An 18,358-nucleotide genomic window follows, 5' to 3' on the forward strand; every position below is an offset into this window, starting at 1 on the left:
TCGGAAACTTGCAGAGGTGCGCGTTGCAGATTGGTATTAGAAATTACTATATATACATGCAAGCAAGGGTGATAAGAAACGTTAGACAACCCAAGGCCATATAATGACCCACATGCCCGCCCGACCGGTCGATGGAGCGGAACCCCTATCTGCGCTACCTGCTGGACCTATGCGCCAAGCGGGCACGCAGCGCAGCGGAATCTACGAGATATCAAAGGTACTGACTGCCCCCGCCCGGCTAGAGATTACGCTTGCCAACGTCGTGAACGTCCTCTCTTCCTTTCTGCAGATTCGATGCGGAGCAATCGTTGTTCTAGACGCTGAAGGTCAGCCCGAGATTGCCGCAACTGGCGACATCCCCCCATCCTCTCAATCAGCCGCTCGAGGCGTTATACCTAAGGCCGTAATCGACCATATCGCGACGACCGGTATGCCCTTAATCGTAAAGGATGTCAGCAAGTCCGAATTATTTCAGGCTGAGCCGCAACCGCCTTGGAGCAGCGGCACCGTCCCAATTTCTTTTATTGGCGTTCCGGTAAAAGCCGATAATAAAATACTTGGCACAATATCGATCGATCGCGTCAGGAACGACGCCGCCCCCTTCCCCGCCGACGAGGACGTTCGCTTTCTGACCATGGTCGCCAATCTGGTCAGTCGGACGATCAGGCTTCATCGTTTCCTGAACCTGGAGGGTCGGCGACCTATCGGCGAACAAGAGAGACCGGAGAAGCCGATCATCGCGCAAAGGGGCGCGCCGGGCCGACATCCACCCGTCAAAATCGACGGGATTATCGGGGATAGCCCGGCTCTCCAGCAGGTGGTTGAAACCGTCTCGGTGGTGGCGAGGACGAATTCCACCGTGCTTCTGCGGGGCGAAAGCGGCACCGGCAAGGAATTTTTTGCACAGGCGATCCATGAACTTTCCCCTCGTAAAAACAAGCCGTTCGTCAAATTGAACTGCGCCGCGCTGCCCGAAGGCGTCCTGGAATCGGAGCTGTTTGGGCATGAAAAAGGGGCTTTCACCGGGGCCATCGCGCAGCGCGCCGGACGCTTCGAACTGGCAAATGGCGGAACGCTTCTACTTGACGAGATTGGCGAGATTTCGCCCGCCTTTCAAGCCAAACTGCTGCGCGTCCTGCAGGAAGGCGAACTGGAGAGGGTGGGCGGAACCAAGACGCTTGCGGTCGACGTCCGGCTCATATGCGCCACGAATAAGAACCTCGAGATGGCTGTTGCAAACGCCGAATTCAGGGCCGACCTGTATTACCGCATCAGCGTAGTTCCAATTGTCCTGCCGCCGCTTCGAGAGCGACCCGGCGATATTCCACGCCTTGCGAACGCTCTTCTTGACCGATTCAACAAGGAGAACCAACGCGAGCTGACGTTTTCGTCGTCGGCGATCGAGGTGATGTCGCAATGCTATTTCCCAGGTAACGTCCGGGAACTCGAAAACTGCGTGCGAAGGACTGCCACCCTTGCGCGTTCAAGCTCGATCGTTTCGTCTGATTTTGCCTGCAAGAACAGCCAGTGCCTTTCGTCGCTCCTCTGGAAAACCGACGGGTCGCCCGGCGGCATCACCGTCGATGGGCATGCCCGGAGCAATGTGATGCCGACTTCATCGCCGCGCTCGGGCGGGAGCATCGGTGCGTCGGACGAGGTATCTTCCGTCAAGGCTTGTGATCCGCACGGTTCCGGTTGTCCCGCAATGGAGTCGCGCCTCACGCAACGGGACCGGTTGATCGAGGCGATGGAAAAGGCCGGATGGGTTCAGGCCAAAGCGGCTCGTATTCTCGGCCTTACGCCTCGTCAGGTCGGCTATGCTCTACGCCAGCATCGCATCGAGGTGAAAAAGCTTTAAGCGCCTGGGTGATGTTGGACCTTCTCGATCTCCAATGCCTGGTTTGGTGGCTTACGGACAACTCTTTTGTCGACTGTCGGAAGCTTGACAAGTCTGTGTCCGAACACGGTCGGAATCGGGCAATAAATGCAAATTCTTAAAGCAAATCCCGTCCTTGGGATGGCATGGCTTTTGCGTTTTGAAAGGCGACGTCAACTAGCAACGGAGCACTCAATGTCCGCACCGATGATTTCGCTTGAAAGTGCGACCAGCACGACATCCTTGGATCAATTGCTGGCGACCGCGAAACCGAGTGGCTGCACATCCTCGTCATGTGGCGCGTCCACAAAACCGGCCGACGTGGACCAGGCTATCTGGGCGAAGATCAAAAACCACCCCTGCTATTCAGAAGAGGCTCACCATTATTTCGCGCGCATGCATGTCGCGGTCGCACCAGCCTGCAATATCCAGTGCAACTATTGCAATCGTAAATATGACTGCGCCAACGAAAGCCGCCCTGGGGTCGTCTCGGAAAAGTTGACGCCAGACCAGGCGCTGCGCAAGGTCATTGCCGTCGCCAACGAAGTGCCGCAGCTTTCCGTGCTGGGTGTCGCCGGACCGGGCGATGCCTGTTACGACTGGAAGAAGACAAAGGAAACGTTCGAACGAGTTGCGGGGGAGATCCACGACATCAAGCTGTGCATCTCCACCAACGGGCTTGCGCTGCCGGATCACGTCGCCGAACTTGTCGACATGAATGTCGATCACGTGACAATTACGATCAACATGGTTGACCCTGAAATCGGCGCAAAGATCTATCCCTGGATCTTTTACCGCAACCGTCGTTACACCGGCATCGAAGCTGCGAGAATTCTGCACGAGCGGCAAATGGTGGGCCTGGAGATGCTGACCGCGTGCGGCATCATCACCAAAGTCAATTCGGTGATGATTCCTGGTGTCAACGACGAACACCTGGTCGAGGTAAATAAATGGGTCAAGGAGCGGGGGGCGTTCCTGCACAACGTCATGCCGCTTATTTCCGATCCGGCCCATGGCACCTACTACGGCTTGACCGGACAGCGCGGCCCGCGGGCGCTCGAATTGAAGGCGCTCCAGGATCGTCTCGAAGGCGGCGCAAAGCTAATGCGCCATTGCCGGCAGTGTAGGGCCGATGCCGTCGGCCTGCTTGGGGATGATCGGGGCCAGGAGTTCGCACTCGACCAGCTTCCCGGAGAGATCACCTATGACGCCCGTAAGCGCGAGGCCTATCGGGAAGTGATCGCCCGCGAACGCGGCGATCACGCGACCGCCAAGAGCGAGGCAATCGAGACAGTCAAAGCAGCCGGCGATGGGTCCCTCCACGTCGCGGTCGCGACAAAGGGTGGCGGTCGCATCAACGAGCACTTCGGCCATGCGAAGGAGTTCCAAGTATACGAAGCTTCGTCGAGAGGCATCACCTACGTCGGGCATCGCAAGATCGAACAGTATTGCCTCGGAGGCAGGGGCGAGGAAGCCACCCTCGACGGCATCATAACTGCGCTGGTCGGTATTGACGTCGTGCTATGCGCCAAGATCGGGGAGTGCCCTAAGACTAAGCTCATGGAGGCCGGGGTTCGGGCAACGGATGCTTATTGCTATGACTACATCGAGACCGCCATCGGCACCCTCTACGCCGCCAAGTTTGGCGTCGAACCACAAGCGGCGACGGCGTGAGCGCTCTTAATCCAACATCTTCAGGAGTTTAAAAATGGCCTTCAGGATCATAGCGTCCCAATGCACCCAGTGCGGTGCCTGCGAGTTCGAATGCCCCTCCGGTGCGATCAGGTTCAAAGGTGAGATCTACGTTATCGACCCGGAAAAATGCACCGAATGCAAGGGTACCTTCGAAACGCAGCAATGCGCGGAGGTTTGCCCCGTGCCGAAGACCTGCGTCCCCGCCGCACCTGCGATTTGACCTTCAGCATGGTCGGGGCTCCTGCGGAGAAGCCTTCAATGACATCCTGCAAGGAGGAATGCCCATGGGCCTTGGACGTGAACAGGAGGTCGAAATTCACAGGCCTCCACGATTTACACCCGGCGAGCGGGTGCGGGCCAGACTTCACGTAAAGAATGACGGCACCTATGCTGGCAAAAAAATTGGCGAAAATTTGGTGCGGAAGGGCGACGAAGGCTATGTGCGCGACATCGGCACCTTTCTCCAGCAGTTTTACATCTATGCCGTCGAATGGGTCGAACGTGGCACTATCGTCGGCATGCGTGCCCGTGAACTGACGAGTCTAGACAACGCCGCTGCTTGCGGCCCTGCTGAAATCGCGGGGCCCCCAACGAAGGAATAGCGACATGAAGATAATGATTCGCAGAACGAGCGCCGGCTTGTCGGCTTACGTACCAAAGAAAGATCTCGAAGAGCCGATCGTAGATGTCGAGGCTGATGACATGTGGGGCGGCACGATCACTCTCAGGAACGGCTGGAGACTCGTCTTGCCCAAGCTATCGCGGGATACGCCTCTGCCGATCACCGTCCACGCAAGGAAGATTCCTGACGAGGACTGATGCTGCAAACGAGAGGTAAGAGAAACCAGCATGAACAAAATTTTAACCTCGGACCGTCTCCTGATCATTCGCAACGGTGACGCCGAAAAAAGACTTAGGCTGCTCCAGGAAGCGCTCGCTGCGGATCGGATCGTTCCCTATCTCGGTCCAGATCTCCTTCGGCTGCAATCCACGGAACCACCTGTACCGGACACCCCGGAAGCCGTCTCCGCGGCACTCAACGAACGCACACCTGCCCCTTCCAGGATACGCAGCAATATGTGGTCAGTCGCGCAGTTTATTGAACAGCGACGGCATCGCCGGACGCTTCAGGCCTGGATGGCAGAAATATTTGGAGCACCCGTGGCGCCGACCGCCCTCCACGACTGGCTCGCAACGCTGCCGCTCTCCCTTATCGTCGACGGCTGGTACGACGGGACAATGCGTGCGGCTTTCGCGAAGACCGGTCGAACGGATGTCGTCGAGATTCAGGGCGTCACGCGTGCAAACGGCGGCGGCGACATTTGGACAAAAACTTACGATCTGTCCGGGAGAGACGTCGAATGCGTCTCAGCGCCAAAGACGGTCCTCTATGCGCCGTACGGCAGTGTTATACCAGCTTCGAACTTTCTGGTGTCCGATTCCGATTACGTGGAAGTCCTAACCGAAATCGATATCCAGACGCCAATACCTGGAATGGTGAAAGAACGGCGTATAGATCGCGGTTTTCTTTTCATTGGCTGCCGCTTCAACGATCAGATGCTCCGGATCTACGCTCGACAGATCATCAAGCGCTCTCACGGCCCCCACTTTGCAGTACTTGATGCGGAAGGCCTTACCAAAAACGAGCGCCGTTTCCTTGCAGCAAGCGGAATCACGGTGGTCGACCTGCCGATCGGCGAAGCCGCGGCTCTGCTTGTACCATTTGGTAGCAAGGCGGATGGTGACCATGGCCGCACGGCTTCCGCTTCGAATCTCTGTAGCGGCTAGAGTGCCGCAGATTGAAAACGTTCTGTTTCTGCCAAGTTCGAATGCCATACTGCCCACGTTTGCTGGCGTGGGGGATTGCGGGTGGGATCAATGGCGATGAGCGAGCGTGATCTTTAGCGGATCGAGGTTCTGTCGCAGGTGATCGACGGAAGATCGGCGACGACCGCAGATTACTGTTCACTCAATGTCAATCGAAGGACCGATTAACCATTCCCAATACAGCGGCAGAGCCGCGGCCGGAATCGCCAGAAATAAGCCTCGCATCGGCCACCGGGTGCTCCACTCGTGCGCCAATAACACGCGTAATCAACGGGATCGAGACGGCACACGCTTTACGGTCTTGCGCTTATTTGTGATCTTTATCCCACAATATGGACTTCGATACTTGGTGTTTCCAAGTGACAAGCAGTGTGGCCAATAATTCTAACCGCCTAGCTCTGCGTCTTCATACTTCCAGAAATGATGTCCCTGGCGGCTGAAAGGAACGCGTCCATTTGGGTTCTGGTGCCGATGCTGACGCGGATAAAATTTTCCAAACCGGCATCGGGAAAGACGGCTACAAGTATGTTCTGCCTATCCAAAGACGCTTGCCACCATTTGCCATCTCGTCCGGGTGGCACCCGAGCTAGCAAAAAGTTTGTGTGGGAGGGAATGACAGAAAAGCCCAATTGAGACAAGGCAGTGGTCGTTCTGTGTCTTTCATGTTTAATATATCTGTGGTTCTCGTCGTAGTCGGCGCGGTGCGAAAGGATACTAATGCCCACCGCATGGCCGATCACGTTCATGTTAAAGACATTTTGCAGGTTGCGTAGCCTCCCAATAAGTTCGGGATGACCAAAGCCGAAACCGACGCGAATTCCCGCGGCTGCAAAGCCTTTCGAAAGTGTTCTCAATACTAGAAGGTTTGGATGACGATCGACTAGGCGCAGGGCATCATCGGGTGCAAAGTCGACATACGCTTCATCCACCACTATCAACTGGTCCGATTGCGCGACGAGGCGGTCGATTTCAGCCACCGGAACGAATGTTCCCGTTGGATTGTTCGGATTGGCCAGCAGTATGAATTTTGCATCTTTTGCTGGACCAAGAAGCAGCTGCTCGATTGGCAGAGAATAAGACTCGCCCCATTCGATTTCGAGAAATCTGGCACCCTGCAACTTGGCCAGTTTGCGGTTAAAGGAAAAACCTGGCGATATCATCGCAACGCTATCTCCCGGGTCGAGGAATGCTCTGTAGATGAGCCCAAGCAGCTCCGACGAGCCGTTCCCGGCGACCACCTGATCCTGGGAGAGGCCATACGCGCTGGCGGCTGCGTCGCGCAAGCTCAGATTGTCATCTTCGGGATACAGATAATGCCGTTCGAGGGCCGCCAGCGCACTTTGCAACACCATCATCGGCAACGGAAACGGATTCTCATTCGTGTTTAGTTTAACGCAGTTCGCATCTCGCCCCGGTTGATTGGAGGGTAGCGCATTTAGCTGTCTCGCCATCGGCGAAAGAGCCGAAAGCACGGCTTGCAGCTTTGCATCAGCCATATCTTTTCTCCGTTTCAGTAAGCCGAGTCGTGAGCGCGTGATCGGCCGTCTCCTGTTGAAGCCACATCGGACGTTGGCGCGGGCCGCCTGCGGGCTGCTACGGTCGCCGCGTAGTTAATAGGCCAAGGACCGCCGCGGCCGCTTCAAGCCGCCAATGGTCAAGCCTCCCCACTCTCACACTCATGCGTCACTTGCTCCATTCGCCTTTCGAGGAACTGTTCGATCTCAAACGCCAACGCCGCAGGGTCGTGGCCAACCGTTTCGAGATGTAATTCAGCGCCCTCAGGGATTTCGTACGGCGAGGAAACGCCGGTGAAATTGGCGATCTTGCCGGCGAGCGCCTTCCGATAAAGCCCCTTCGGATCGCGTCGCGCGCATTCCTCAAGCGGCGTGTCGACGAGGATTTCAATAAGCTCCCCTCCTCCATCAGCTCGGCGACCTCGGCAACGCGGCGGATGTTCTCGACGCGATCGGGTTGATTGAAGCCAGGTCGCGATTGAGCCCGTGGCGCACGTTGTCGCCGTCGAGGATGTAGGTGTGCTTCCCGTGGGCATGCAGCAGCCGGTCGAGCGCATTGGCGATTGTCGACTTGCCGGAGCCGGAAAGTCCAGTGAACAAAAGGACGGCTGGCTGCTGACTCTTCATCGCCGCGCGCGCCCTTGTCAGCGTCGGTCGCCTGCCAATGCAGGTTGTCGGCGCGCCTTGCCCAGCTTTGGCTGCCACTGAAATTGAAGACCCCGGTCGGCCCTTGGGCTTTGCGAAAGAGCTCGGGAGGATCGACGTGGTCGATGAGTTCCAGCTCGTTTTCCCAGCACAGCTTCCACCGCACCTCAGAACATGCAAAGACCTCCTTTGGTATTTCCTGCTGCTGTTTTTGAAGCCCGCACTGTGCGATCGAAGCAGTGGCCGCCCCGATGCATGTCGGCGCCGTTGCTCTCGGGTTCGCGCTATAGCCAGTCCGGATCGTCAAATGTTTCGCCGTCACTCGCGTCTGAGATCATTCCTAATGCATCATCACGGGAGATTGGTAAAATGGATTGTATGAATGGAATTATCGATGCTTTGTATGTCGAATATACGGGTTTCTTAGACTTTGACGTGACCTCCCTGGCACTCGCGGCGTAAAGACGACCGCGCGTCCCCTCCAGCGGCCGAAAGCAGGGATGCGTTGGACCAGTTGACCCAACTGCGCCCTCCCCGGTTTACCCACCTATGTCCCGGAGTGGCGATGAACGGTCGCCAGCTAGTCCTTCGCGGTTTCTGATGGAACTTCATCAGGGACGCACGTTCTGTTTATTGAAGCTAGCGATCTACGTCCTATTCGCGATCGTCTGCAGTGGCGCTGGTAGACGCGACTTTCATGGCACGATCGCCGCTATCGCTACCGGTCTCGTCTATGCGGCTTAGTAAGCTGAAAATATCTTGCAAGATCTCTTCATCGAAAGTCCGCAACTTCACGATAGTAGCCAGCAGCAGAACCGCTTTGGTTTCAGTTTCGCCCCAAAGATAAGGTGCCGCCGGGGCGATAATCTCTTCCGGAGTGGCATCCAAAACCTCACACAGATGAATCAGTCGGCTCACGGTCAAGCGGGATACTCCATTTTCGTACCGGCCGTAGACCTGCTTAGTGATGCCAAGCAAGGGCGCCAGTTTCGAGCGCGGGAGTTTTCGCTTATCGCGGGCTTCGCGAAGGCTGATGCTGATCAAGTTTTCGAGTTCGGCGCTAAGTGCAATCCGTCCGTCAAAAGGTTTTCGATAGACCGGCTTGTCTATGCCTGGATCATCGACTTGTTGCAAACCGAGTTCATTAATCCATTGCTTCAATGGTGGTCCTGACATTGCTCCGACTGAGGTAAATGCGCCAAAGCTCTTTATACGGAAAGTGATGTGCTTGGAACCACCAATGTTTCGTTTCGATCTAATTTGGCGCATTTTGGGCCACGCGGACCTCACCCGATAGCTATCGTTCACCAAAATATATAAGTGATCGCAAGTACATAGACATAGATCATACCGAAATCGCTTCACGCAAGGATTATCCACTTGCGCCAAATTGGCTATGACCCTCAGTGATTTTGGTGATAACGGTCGCTTCATTTCCTCGTCTAGCTCCCGGGACGTCGTGTGCGGGCATGGTGGCCTTTTGTCCTGCACGTGGAGCTCTCGGTTCACGGCAGACCAATCACGGCTCCGCGCGCTGGCTGCTCTGGTGTTTGGTTCCGGCATTTGATGGTGCAATATTTTCCTTGGCATGGAGGGAAGCACTATGGGCCAGGTTCTACACGGGAGCGCCACGACGACAGAGGCAATCCGTCGAGCAATAGTGAAGAGAGCCTGAAAACGCTTTCGAAGCGATACGGGATCAACCAGAAAACCGTGGCGAAATGGAAGAAGCGGACATCGTTGGTCGACCTTCCTACAGGCCCAAAGGACCCGCACTCGACGACCCTTTCCCTCGAAGAAGAGGCCGCTATCGTCGCCTTCCGCCGGCACACGTTGCTGCCGCTCGATGATTGCCTCTACGCTCTTCAGCCGACCATTTCACATCTGACGCGTTCGTCGTTGCACAGGTGTTTGCAGCGCCACGGCATTTCACGTCTGCCGGAGGTCAGAGGCGACAAGGAGCCGAAGAAGAAGTTCAAAAGCTATCCGATCGCTTACTTCCACATCGATATTGACGAGGTGCAGACGGCTGAGGGCAAGCTCTATCTCTTTGTCGCAATTGACCGAACATCCAAGTTCGCGTTCGCGGAACTCTACACCAAAGCCGGCAAGATGAATGCCGCTCAGTTCTTGCGCAATCTGATCGCGGCAGTGCCCTACACCATTCACACCGTTTTGACCGACAATGGCATTCAGTTCACCAACCGAGCTTGTGATCGAAATGCCTTCCAGCACATCTTCGATTGGGTCTGCGACGATCACAGCATCGAGCATCGCCTGACCAAGGTGAAGCATCCCTGGACCAACGGACAGGTCGAACGGATGAACCGAACGATCAAGGAGGCGACCGTCAAGCGCTTCCACTACGACGATCATGCGCAGTTGAAAAAACATCTGGCCGACTTTATCGACGCCTACAATTTCGGGCGCCGGCTCAAGACGTTAAAGGGCCTTACGCCTTACGAGTTCATCTGTAGACGATGGACTTTGGAGCCGGATCGATTCATCATCGACCCCATCCATCAAATGCCGGGACTAAACACCTAGGCGATGCCCTTACCTCTGAACGGCGACAGCCATGAACAGCGTTTCCAGTCTCAGCGACTCGACCCCGTTTTCGCGGAACCTGATCGTGATGTCAAAAGGCTGTTTCCGAGCCGAATGGCAAAAAGGATCGGCGCGATGGAACGGAGGCGCGGAGAGGACGGGCTTAGATTCAGCAATCGAAATCAAAGCATGCGCGCCGGCAGCTCGAATACCCACATGGCATTGAGCGGGAAAACCCAACGAGGGAGTTTAACACAGACCCTACTGTCGAAGCAAAGCGCATGCAAATAGACTTGGCGTCGCTCGCCGACGAATCGCTCGAGCATCGAGCGAGATCAACGCCAACCAAAGATCGAAAAATTGCGCAATCGGCGCGTATTGTTGATCAGACGGAAATTCGAGTGAAAAACTAAGTTGTGAGATTGCGGGTGTCTGCACACCGACGACAGCGCGTCGGCTGCGACAGCTATCACCAATACTGCTAACTACTGGTCGGGGCGTCATAGACAAACCCAGCTCACTTCACGGGCTCCGCTACATCACTGATACCTCTGTCGCTCTCGTCGTCATCGGGGATCATTCGCTGCAGGAGCCGAATAAGATCGCGCGTCGTGCCGTTCGGAAGTCTCCTAAGAATCCTCGCCAGTGTGAGACAATCCTCGGCCTCCTCCGATGTGCGGCCCCAAAGATGTGGCGCAGCTTCAAAGATCATATCGATAGGCATGAAGCCAAGAATCTCACACAGATGGATCATCCGAGTAACAGTCATTTTGGAAAATGCCCGCTCGTAGCGTCCGTATACAGGGATGGACAGACCAAGCATTGGAGCAACGTCTGCGCGAGACAGGCCCTGCGCTTCGCGTGTCTTTTTCAGGAACGCGCTGATCAATTCCTCCATGTGACCCAACGATGTAATTTCGCCGCCGAAACCTGGCTTTCGATAGATCGCCTTGTCAACCTCCGGATCGGCGGTGCTGACGAGGCCTCTCGAACTTCTGTAGCTTGCTAGATCTTCCGTCACCGCACGTCCCTGTTTTCCTGCCACTCGTTGTAGGCTTGAGCCAACCTGAACCGATTTGAACCACTTGTCATCGCCACACTACAACCGTTTTAAATACCCATTTTGGGCATTTTTTGCGTTATAGCAAATATTTGAGAGTTTAGCCAAATTGCTTCATGAATGCATTCAAAACAGTCTCGCTAGACCGGTGGCCCAGTTCCATGAAAGATGAGTCGGCTATGGCCGCACCCGCCACTGAAACATCTAGGTTGCGTCGAATTTGAGCGAAAATTCACATTCAATGCTCAACATCTTCTAAGCGGTCTTCGTTGAGGACGATAAGACATAATCCTCGAAAACCGATCCATTTCCCCGTCCCACGATATCCCATTTGGCTAGCTGGGAAAGCTCCGCCGTGCTGGAAATCACTCAGCCAAGAACCCATATCGGTTACCGCTCCCGCTAGCGTGTAGGTTCGATGCTCTCTGAAAATTCCGGCATCATGGAGCAAGTGCCACAAACGTGAACTTTGCTAAACGAAGCCGCCACCTTATCGCATCCACACAAAGGGCTTGAAATAGTCGACCGTGAGGGTTATATCTTTGTGAGCAGCAGACAACGAGGCTTCCGAAAGGTCGCTGTTGCAGGTGCACCCTTAGAGGTCGGTACACCACGGTAGGGCACACGCGTTCGGCGGAAACGCCATGGGAAGGCTCCTTTAGGGGGCCTTTTTTGTTTCTAGGGCACCCTTATTTGCTGGAAATGAGCCTTTTTTACGAGTTGGCAGACGTTACACCTTCGCTTGATGCGGCTGAAATTAATTTCTTTCTGATCAGCGCTTTTTACCACCAGTTCTACGTTGTGTTCGTCTGATCTGCTCGGGAAAAGGTAATAAACAACAAGATCATTAAGGCCAGAGGTCAGGACAGGGCCTGAAACGGCAATGTTACCTGCCCAGTAAGGCATACAGAGGTAGGCACAAGATGCTCGAACGTGAATCTACCTTGCGGATGTTCGATTGTTGGGAACGAGTCGTTAATAGTCGTCATGAGGCGCGGTCACCCGAAGACAGCTCTCACGATCTGGACCCATTCACTGAACTGGATTATAGATTGCGCTGGGTAGTCTGGCTCTGAGACATTGAATTTTCTCCCGATATAAGGGCACGGGTTTGACAACCTTACGAAAGTGCTAACCCCTGAACGTGGTTTCGTTCTCCTGGTAAGGGTCCTTTCATGTTCAAATCGATACGAATAGAGCACTGACCTTTCGCTTCCGTCCTTACGACGGAGTTGTCTGCTTATGTCTCGCGTATGGACCGGAAGCCTGAACATGCTGCAGGAGCGAATTCCATCCTGAGACCGAATTCCTACGACGCTTTCTCCGCAGGAGACCGGAGGTTCGAAATACGACCAGTGCGCCTGGCCTGACCCGAGAGAGGCTTCGGGCAGCCGAGGACGACACCTACGGCCTGTTCGTCGACTTCCGTTGGCCCAAGAACGTCGGGAAGCCATATTGCCCTCGCTGTGGCTGCCTGGCGCCGTACGGCGTCGTCGTTCTGATGCTCGGAGCCGGAATGCCGCGCCGAATTTTCGGTTTTCGCCGACCGCAAGCTTTCATTCAAGAAGATCATCATGGCAATCTGGGAGGAATCACGGCCGCCAAGGGCATGGCGGCGCTCCATCTGAGCCGCAAGGTCAACGTCCAGTACAAGAGTATCCATCCGGCGAAGGCCGCGGCACTTATGATTTCGGCTCGTCTGCCATGATGCGTTCGAATCTTGTCGCGATCGCATTGCTCGTCGACAAGGAACTGCCGAACACCTCCTTCCCAGGTGCGGATATCGGCGAGGAACTCCTTCAAGCTTTCGATGCCCCGGTCGGTGAAGGTCGTGATGCCCTCTTCGCTGCCGTCATGGGCATGGATCATCTCACCACAGTCGATGTTGTCGGAGTTGCTGGCGACCTCCTGGATGAGTTCGAGGTTCTCGCCAATCAGCGTGGCGACGTAGTTGATCGTGTAGACATGCGTCGGGCGCGCCATCAGGCCGCCATCTGCCGGGCGCTTCCGGCGGGCCAGTTCCACGGCAGCAGTTCCGGCAGCCGTGATACGGGAATGCCAGGCATGCGGGCGAGCACGTCCGCCAACCAGGCCTGCGGATCGATATCGTTCGTCTTTGCCGTGACGATTAGGGAATACATGAAGGCAGCACGCTCGCCTCCGCGCTGGGAACCGGCGAATAGCCATGCCTTTCTTCCGAGAGCAATGCCCCGTTCATTCTGCCCATGTCGGCGATGAAGTCGAGGTTCACTATCGCTGGCATCCATATTTTGGCCAGAAGGTTTCCATTCGTCGCGTCGAAGAACGAGCGACAGGCCGGTTTTTGAAGGTTCTGGGGCCGACAGGTGTCGTCATCGCGATCTCAGGGTGGATGATCGATCCCGTGGTCTGCCGCGGCATGACCATGGGAACGCCACGCGTCGATCTTGCGACGCTAATCGAATTGAACAGGCTGGTCTCTGGCGGCAGCAAAGCGGCACCCTTCCGAAGTGGACGTAGAATCACTCAGGAGGACCATGATGAGATCCCGCAATACGCTGGTGCCGGCGTCGGGCCGGCAGCTCGACCTGATATTCGAGGAGCTCAACGATGACCATCACTGATTTGATTCCGACAGCGCTGCTCGCGCGCAAGGCCGTCGTTTATGTGCGGCAATCCACTCAGTCGCAGGTTATAACCAATCTGGAAAGCCAGCGACGGCAGTATGATCTTGTTGACATTGCGCGACACCACGGCTTCAGCCACGTCGAGGTGATCGACGACGACCTCGGGCGCTCTGCCAGCGGAACCGTCGCCCGTCCGGGCTTCGATCGTCTCGTCGCCCTACTGTGCGCCGGCAAAGTTGGTGCCGTTTTCTGCTTCGATGCTTCACGGCTTGCGCGCAACGGTCGGGACTGGCATCACCTGCTCGAACTGTGCGGCCTGGTCGAAGCCCGCGTCATTGACCATGACGGCGTCTACAATCCATGTCGACCCAACGATCGGCTGCTGCTGGGAATGAAGGGCAGTATCAGCGAGTTCGAACTGGGCGTGCTGAGAGCCCGGATGCTCGATGCCGCCAGGTCGAAGGCGCGCCGTGGCGAACTGCGACTTTCTGTTCCGTTCGGCTACATTTGGCATCGGGAGGCCGGGCTTGGGCTCGATCCTGATCTGCGTCTGCAAGAGGTAATTCGATCCATCTTCGCCCGCTTCCACGACCTTGGAAGCGCGCGTCAGGTGCTGCTGTCGATGACGAAAGATCACATTCACTTCCCTCGGCCGTCGGATGAAGGGCGCATGACCAACTTCGTATGGATGCCAGTACGTTATCGCAATGTGATCGGCATCCTCAAAAACCCCTTCTACGCCGGCGTTTACGTCTATGGGAAGAGCGAGAAGCGGACTGCCATCGTCGATGGATGGGCTCGGCGCAGTTACGGGCACGGCAAGCCCGTCGGTACCTGGGAGGTGATGATCCGGGACCATCACGAAGGTTAAATTAGTTGGGGCGAATACGAGCGTAACCAACAGCAACTGGCCCTCAATAATTATGGCCGATCGGGTGGGACTAAATCGGGCCGCGGCGGCAAAGCATTATTATCAGGTCTCCTGACCTGCGGACGGTCTGGACGGCGACTGAGTGTTGCCTATACGGGAAATCCACAAAATCCTGTCTATCGCTGCTATAAACAGAACCTGATGATGGGCTTGCCCCGTTGCATGACGTTCGGCGGCTCGAAGGTCGATGCGGCGGTTGCGCGCGAGTTGTTGCGCGCGGTAGAACCATTAGCGATCGAGGCGACTTTTAAAGCAGAGCGGATGCACCGGGAGCGACAGGAAGACCAGCGCCACATTCACGATCTGGAGCTACAACAGGCCCGCTACGAGGCTAGCCTCGCCGAGCGCCGCTATGCGGCATGCGATCCCGACAACCGCCTGATAGCTGCACAGCTTGAGAAGAATTGGGAAACGGCGCTACGCCGCGTCCGTGATCTGGAAGTGCGCAGGCCTACCGAAAGTCCTTCAACCATCGAAGTTGACCCAGGCCACTTTCGCAAACCTCGCCGACAATCTGCAGGCGGCCTGGGAGTCGCCGGATGTCACCATGCGCGTGCGCCAGCAACTGCTACGTACATTGATCGCCGACATTGTTGTCGATGTCGATGATGAGGTGCGCGACGTGGTGCTGACCATCCATTGGAAAGGCGGTCAGCATTCGGAGCTCAAGGTTCGCAAGCCCCAGACGGTTGAACACGGGTGCGCCACAACGGAAGATGCTTTGGCAGTGATGCGGAGCATGGCAGGACGCTGGTCCGATGAACATATCGCCGCGTCGCTCAATCGAATGGGAATGCCCACGGGGCAAGGAAAAACCTGGACTGCACACCGGGTCGCTTCAGTAAGGCGGGTCCGGGCCATTCACGCGTACAAATCAGCCGATAAAGAGGGCGAATGGCTGACCATGACAGAGGCGGCGGCGGTTTTGGGCGTGACCAACCACCGAATACGCCACCTGATCAAGACGAACGTGTTGTCTGCCGAGCAGGTGGTTCCCGGCGCGCCGTATCAAATCCGGGCCAGCAATCTGACTTCGGCAACCGTCCAAGCCGCGATAGCCCGAAAGGGCCGCCCGTGTCGTATTGCTGACACCGAGACGCTTCCAATGTTTACAGATACTTAAAGAGGGAGTGCACAATGACTCAGGTCCGGCAACGCCGCGCAGGGCTCGTTCGGCGGCATTGTTCGTCAGACACAGTCTGCCGTCGTCGAGGAACCGGGCGAAGGCTTCCCAGCGACCCTCCTTCTCGAACATGTAGTTGATCGCCTTGGCGACGGGGTTGTGCTTCGACATTTGCCCGCGCTGGGCCATGAGCCAATCGTGCAGTTCTTCGACGAGCGGGCGAGCATGTTGCAGCCTCGCTGCGAGCCTATCCTCGGCAGGCATTCCGTTTATGCCGCGCTCGATGTCGAAGAGCGCGTCGATGCGGGCAACGGCCTCAAGCGCGACGGGCGATATCTCGTGGGCAGGTTTGCCCTTGCGCACGTTGCCGGCGATGTCAGCGAGTTCGAAGAATTTGCGCCGCGCGTGGCTCCAGCAAAGTGCGCTGATCACCAGCGCGGGGCGGCGGTCGGCACGATAGAGGTCGTTGTAGCCGCCATAGGCATCGGCTTGCAGGGTGCCGTGCCATCCGGCGAGATGCGTGTTGGGGTGGGTCTTCTCGCGATCGGGAGAGAAGTGGAAGAGTGCGGCGGGAGGCGCGCCGCCCGCGAAAGGGCGGTCATCGCGGACGTAAGTCCAGAGTCTCGCCTGCTTTGTTGCTCCCCTGGCCAGAAGCGGCACGGTGGTGTCGTCACCATGCAGCCGCTCGGCGGCCAGAACATGGGCACGGATCAGGTCATGGATCGGCTGCAGGGCCGTCGTGCAGGCTCCGACCTGATCGGCCAGTGTGGAGAGACTGAGAGCGACGCCTTCCCTGGCGTAGCGCTCAGCCTGGCGGTTCAATGGCTGATGTTGGCCGAACTTCTCGAACAGGATCGTCGCCAGCAGGTGCGGTCCTGCCCATCCCCGCGTGTCGCATGGAAAGGGGCCGGTGGCTGGCTGATCTTCTCGCAGTCCCGGCAGGTGAACTTCTCGCGCACCGTCTGGATCACCTTCCACTGGCGCGGAATGATCTCCAGCGTCTCGGTGATGTCTTCGCCCATCTTCACGATGCGGTGCGAGCCGCAGCAGGTGCAGGTCGACGGGGCATCGATGACCAGGCGCTCGCGCGGCAGGTGCTCGGGAAACGGCTTGCGGGCCGGCCGGCGGCGTTCGAAAGCGGAGACATTTGTGATTCTCGTCGCCACGCGTTCCGCAGCGATCTCGTCTTCGGTGGCGTCGGCTTCAAGTTCTTCGAGCTGCAATTCCATTTGCTCGATCAGCCGGGCGCGGCGCTCCGAGCTCTGGCCGTACTGCTCGCGACGTATCTTGGCGATCTCGAGCTTGAGATGCCGGATCATCGCCTCAGACGTCGTCACGACCGCGCGCACCTGTGCGAGGTCGGCCTCGGCAGAGGCGGCACGCGCTTCCGATGCCGCAAGCGCGGCGCGCAGACTGGCTATCTCCGAAGCAGCATCATCCATGGCCGAAAGCTACCATGCCGCATGCCGAAAGCCCAACAAAAACAGAGGAATGCAGGCGGTCAGCCTGCCTTCGAAGGCCGCTGCGTCCAGCGCGGGTTGCGCCAGTCGATCCCTTCCAGGAGATAGCCGAGCTGCGCCGACGATACAGGCACGGCGGAGCCATTCTGGCTGACCGGCCAGATGAACTTTCCAGCTTCCAGCCGCTTCAGGTAAAGCGACATGCCGACGCCGTCATGCCAGAGGACCTTGATCAGGTCACCCTTGCGACCCCGGAAGCAGAAGACTTCGCCGCCATGAGGATCGCGGCCAAGACCTTGCTGAACCTTCAGCGCCAGGCTGTTCATGCCGCAACGCATGTCCGTCACCCCGCCCGCGATCCACACCTTTACCCCCGCGGGAAACGCGATCATGACCCATCCACGACGGGCAACAGGCGGGCAAGAATGGTCGGATCAAGCGAGGCTGGGATCGTCAGCCGTCGGCCATTCGGCAGGCCGATCTCGATCGTCATGTCGTCTTCAAATCGCGGCCGTGAGGCTACCTCGCAAGATGCCGCCGCCGGTGGCGAAATCGTAAGTGGCACGAAGCCCGTTGTAGCGGAACTGCTCAGAAGACCACTACGGTATTCCCGACGCCAACGGGTCAACAATGACCGTGACAATCCATATCGCCGCGCCGTCACCGAGCCTTTCCGAAAGCCTTGTAGACTTTCCTCGACGATCCGAACCTTCTCTTCGTCCGACCAATCCCGTCGGCGACCAAGATCGTCGACGGACAAGACCTCAATGGGGGAAATGATTGTAGCGCATGACATAAGGCATGGACTTAAAGCCAATCAGCAAGTCAGGACAGACGGCCTTCGCCGGATGGGTACGTACAAGACCGCCTACTTCCTGCTGCAGAAGCTCCGGGAGGCAGCCGACCTTCGCCGTGATGCGATCAAGCTGCACGGTACGGTGCAGATCGACGGCAAGTATGTGGGCGGCGTCCTCCGCAAGGTGACAAGAAGGAAGAGCGCAAGGACGGGCGCAAGAAGGAAAATCAGAACGGCAAGCGTATGTGAGTTCTGGCGCTGAGGGAGGCCAACCGCCA

Annotated in this window: 12 protein-coding genes and 8 pseudogenes; 10 read left to right on the forward strand and 10 right to left on the reverse strand. The window is 57.0% G+C overall.

The window, feature by feature from the left end; genetic code table 11:
* Nucleotides 1-169: 169 nt before the first annotated feature.
* The 6 genes from nifA to CO671_RS30180 all read left to right on the forward strand — a co-directional run bounded on the left by nifA (nucleotide 170) and on the right by CO671_RS30180 (nucleotide 5,359).
* Nucleotides 170-1,858: a nif-specific transcriptional activator NifA gene (nifA, locus tag CO671_RS30155; protein WP_011053431.1), complete on the forward strand. Its 1,689-nt coding sequence runs from the start codon at nucleotides 170-172 to the stop codon at nucleotides 1,856-1,858.
* Between the two features lie 213 nt (nucleotides 1,859-2,071).
* A complete protein-coding gene (nifB, locus tag CO671_RS30160) occupies nucleotides 2,072-3,550 on the forward strand; it encodes a nitrogenase cofactor biosynthesis protein NifB (RefSeq protein ID WP_096765018.1) in 1,479 nt (492 codons plus the stop codon).
* Between the two features lie 34 nt (nucleotides 3,551-3,584).
* Nucleotides 3,585-3,791, forward strand: a complete 207-nt coding sequence (locus CO671_RS30165) for a 4Fe-4S binding protein (RefSeq protein ID WP_008536545.1) — start codon at nucleotides 3,585-3,587, stop codon at nucleotides 3,789-3,791.
* A gap of 64 nt (nucleotides 3,792-3,855) precedes the next feature.
* Nucleotides 3,856-4,173 (forward strand): nitrogen fixation protein NifZ, encoded by a 318-nt coding sequence (locus CO671_RS30170; protein ID WP_008536544.1) that lies wholly within the window; start codon nucleotides 3,856-3,858, stop codon nucleotides 4,171-4,173.
* A 4-nt stretch (nucleotides 4,174-4,177) separates the two neighbouring features.
* The gene (gene nifT, locus CO671_RS30175) at nucleotides 4,178-4,390 is read left to right on the forward strand and encodes a putative nitrogen fixation protein NifT (RefSeq protein WP_004678514.1); all 213 of its coding nucleotides are present in this window, start codon (nucleotides 4,178-4,180) and stop codon (nucleotides 4,388-4,390) included.
* 30 nt (nucleotides 4,391-4,420) lie between these two features.
* On the forward strand, nucleotides 4,421-5,359 hold the full coding sequence (locus tag CO671_RS30180) for an SIR2 family protein (RefSeq protein WP_008536543.1): 939 nt from the start codon (nucleotides 4,421-4,423) through the stop codon (nucleotides 5,357-5,359).
* 431 nt (nucleotides 5,360-5,790) lie between these two features.
* Here CO671_RS30180 and hisC read toward each other — a convergent pair whose 3' ends face one another.
* The 4 genes and pseudogenes from hisC to CO671_RS30195 all read right to left on the reverse strand — a co-directional run bounded on the left by hisC (nucleotide 5,791) and on the right by CO671_RS30195 (nucleotide 8,718).
* Complete coding sequence (hisC, locus tag CO671_RS30185; RefSeq protein WP_008536542.1) at nucleotides 5,791-6,894, reverse strand: histidinol-phosphate transaminase; 1,104 nt, start codon at nucleotides 6,892-6,894, stop codon at nucleotides 5,791-5,793.
* 158 nt (nucleotides 6,895-7,052) lie between these two features.
* Nucleotides 7,053-7,597 (reverse strand): annotated as a pseudogene (locus CO671_RS30190) (adenylyl-sulfate kinase); the annotation flags it as partial.
* A gap of 39 nt (nucleotides 7,598-7,636) precedes the next feature.
* Nucleotides 7,637-7,879 (reverse strand): annotated as a pseudogene (locus CO671_RS34610) (hypothetical protein); the annotation flags it as partial.
* Between the two features lie 332 nt (nucleotides 7,880-8,211).
* Nucleotides 8,212-8,718: a helix-turn-helix transcriptional regulator gene (locus tag CO671_RS30195; protein WP_004671987.1), complete on the reverse strand. Its 507-nt coding sequence runs from the start codon at nucleotides 8,716-8,718 to the stop codon at nucleotides 8,212-8,214.
* A gap of 442 nt (nucleotides 8,719-9,160) precedes the next feature.
* Here CO671_RS30195 and CO671_RS30200 point away from each other — a divergent pair.
* Nucleotides 9,161-10,104 (forward strand): annotated as a pseudogene (locus CO671_RS30200) (IS481 family transposase).
* 517 nt (nucleotides 10,105-10,621) lie between these two features.
* On the opposite strand, the gene CO671_RS30210 reads toward CO671_RS30200, so the two are convergent.
* Nucleotides 10,622-11,125, reverse strand: a complete 504-nt coding sequence (locus CO671_RS30210) for a helix-turn-helix transcriptional regulator (RefSeq protein WP_010069248.1) — start codon at nucleotides 11,123-11,125, stop codon at nucleotides 10,622-10,624.
* A 1,555-nt stretch (nucleotides 11,126-12,680) separates the two neighbouring features.
* On the opposite strand from CO671_RS30210, the gene CO671_RS33930 reads away from it, so the two are divergent.
* Nucleotides 12,681-12,872 (forward strand): hypothetical protein, encoded by a 192-nt coding sequence (locus CO671_RS33930; protein ID WP_170965075.1) that lies wholly within the window; start codon nucleotides 12,681-12,683, stop codon nucleotides 12,870-12,872.
* On the opposite strand, the pseudogene CO671_RS30220 reads toward CO671_RS33930, so the two are convergent.
* Nucleotides 12,847-13,147, reverse strand: a pseudogene (locus CO671_RS30220) (hypothetical protein). The gene CO671_RS33930 and the pseudogene CO671_RS30220 overlap by 26 nt on opposite strands.
* Nucleotides 13,147-13,377: pseudogene (locus CO671_RS30225) on the reverse strand (transposase domain-containing protein); the annotation flags it as partial. The pseudogenes CO671_RS30220 and CO671_RS30225, both read right to left, overlap by 1 nt.
* Before the next feature lie 376 nt (nucleotides 13,378-13,753).
* On the opposite strand from CO671_RS30225, the pseudogene CO671_RS30235 reads away from it, so the two are divergent.
* A pseudogene (locus tag CO671_RS30235) lies at nucleotides 13,754-15,824 on the forward strand (recombinase family protein).
* Nucleotides 15,825-15,851: 27 nt separating this feature from the next.
* Here the strand turns inward: CO671_RS30235 and CO671_RS30240 are convergent.
* From CO671_RS30240 to CO671_RS34375, 3 genes and pseudogenes are all read right to left on the reverse strand, one after another.
* Nucleotides 15,852-17,266: pseudogene (locus CO671_RS30240) on the reverse strand (IS66-like element ISRel24 family transposase); the annotation flags it as partial.
* 59 nt (nucleotides 17,267-17,325) lie between these two features.
* Nucleotides 17,326-17,676, reverse strand: a complete 351-nt coding sequence (gene tnpB, locus CO671_RS30245; RefSeq protein WP_016737501.1) for an IS66 family insertion sequence element accessory protein TnpB — start codon at nucleotides 17,674-17,676, stop codon at nucleotides 17,326-17,328.
* Nucleotides 17,677-17,894: 218 nt separating this feature from the next.
* A pseudogene (locus tag CO671_RS34375) lies at nucleotides 17,895-18,101 on the reverse strand (transposase); the annotation flags it as partial.
* Here CO671_RS34375 and CO671_RS30255 point away from each other — a divergent pair.
* Nucleotides 18,052-18,342 (forward strand): hypothetical protein, encoded by a 291-nt coding sequence (locus tag CO671_RS30255; protein ID WP_008536527.1) that lies wholly within the window; start codon nucleotides 18,052-18,054, stop codon nucleotides 18,340-18,342. The pseudogene CO671_RS34375 and the gene CO671_RS30255 sit on opposite strands and share 50 nt — an antisense overlap.
* The last annotated feature ends 16 nt before the right edge of the window (nucleotides 18,343-18,358 follow it).

The organism is Rhizobium sp. M10 (assembly GCF_002531955.1).
GTDB lineage: Bacteria > Pseudomonadota > Alphaproteobacteria > Rhizobiales > Rhizobiaceae > Rhizobium > Rhizobium etli_C.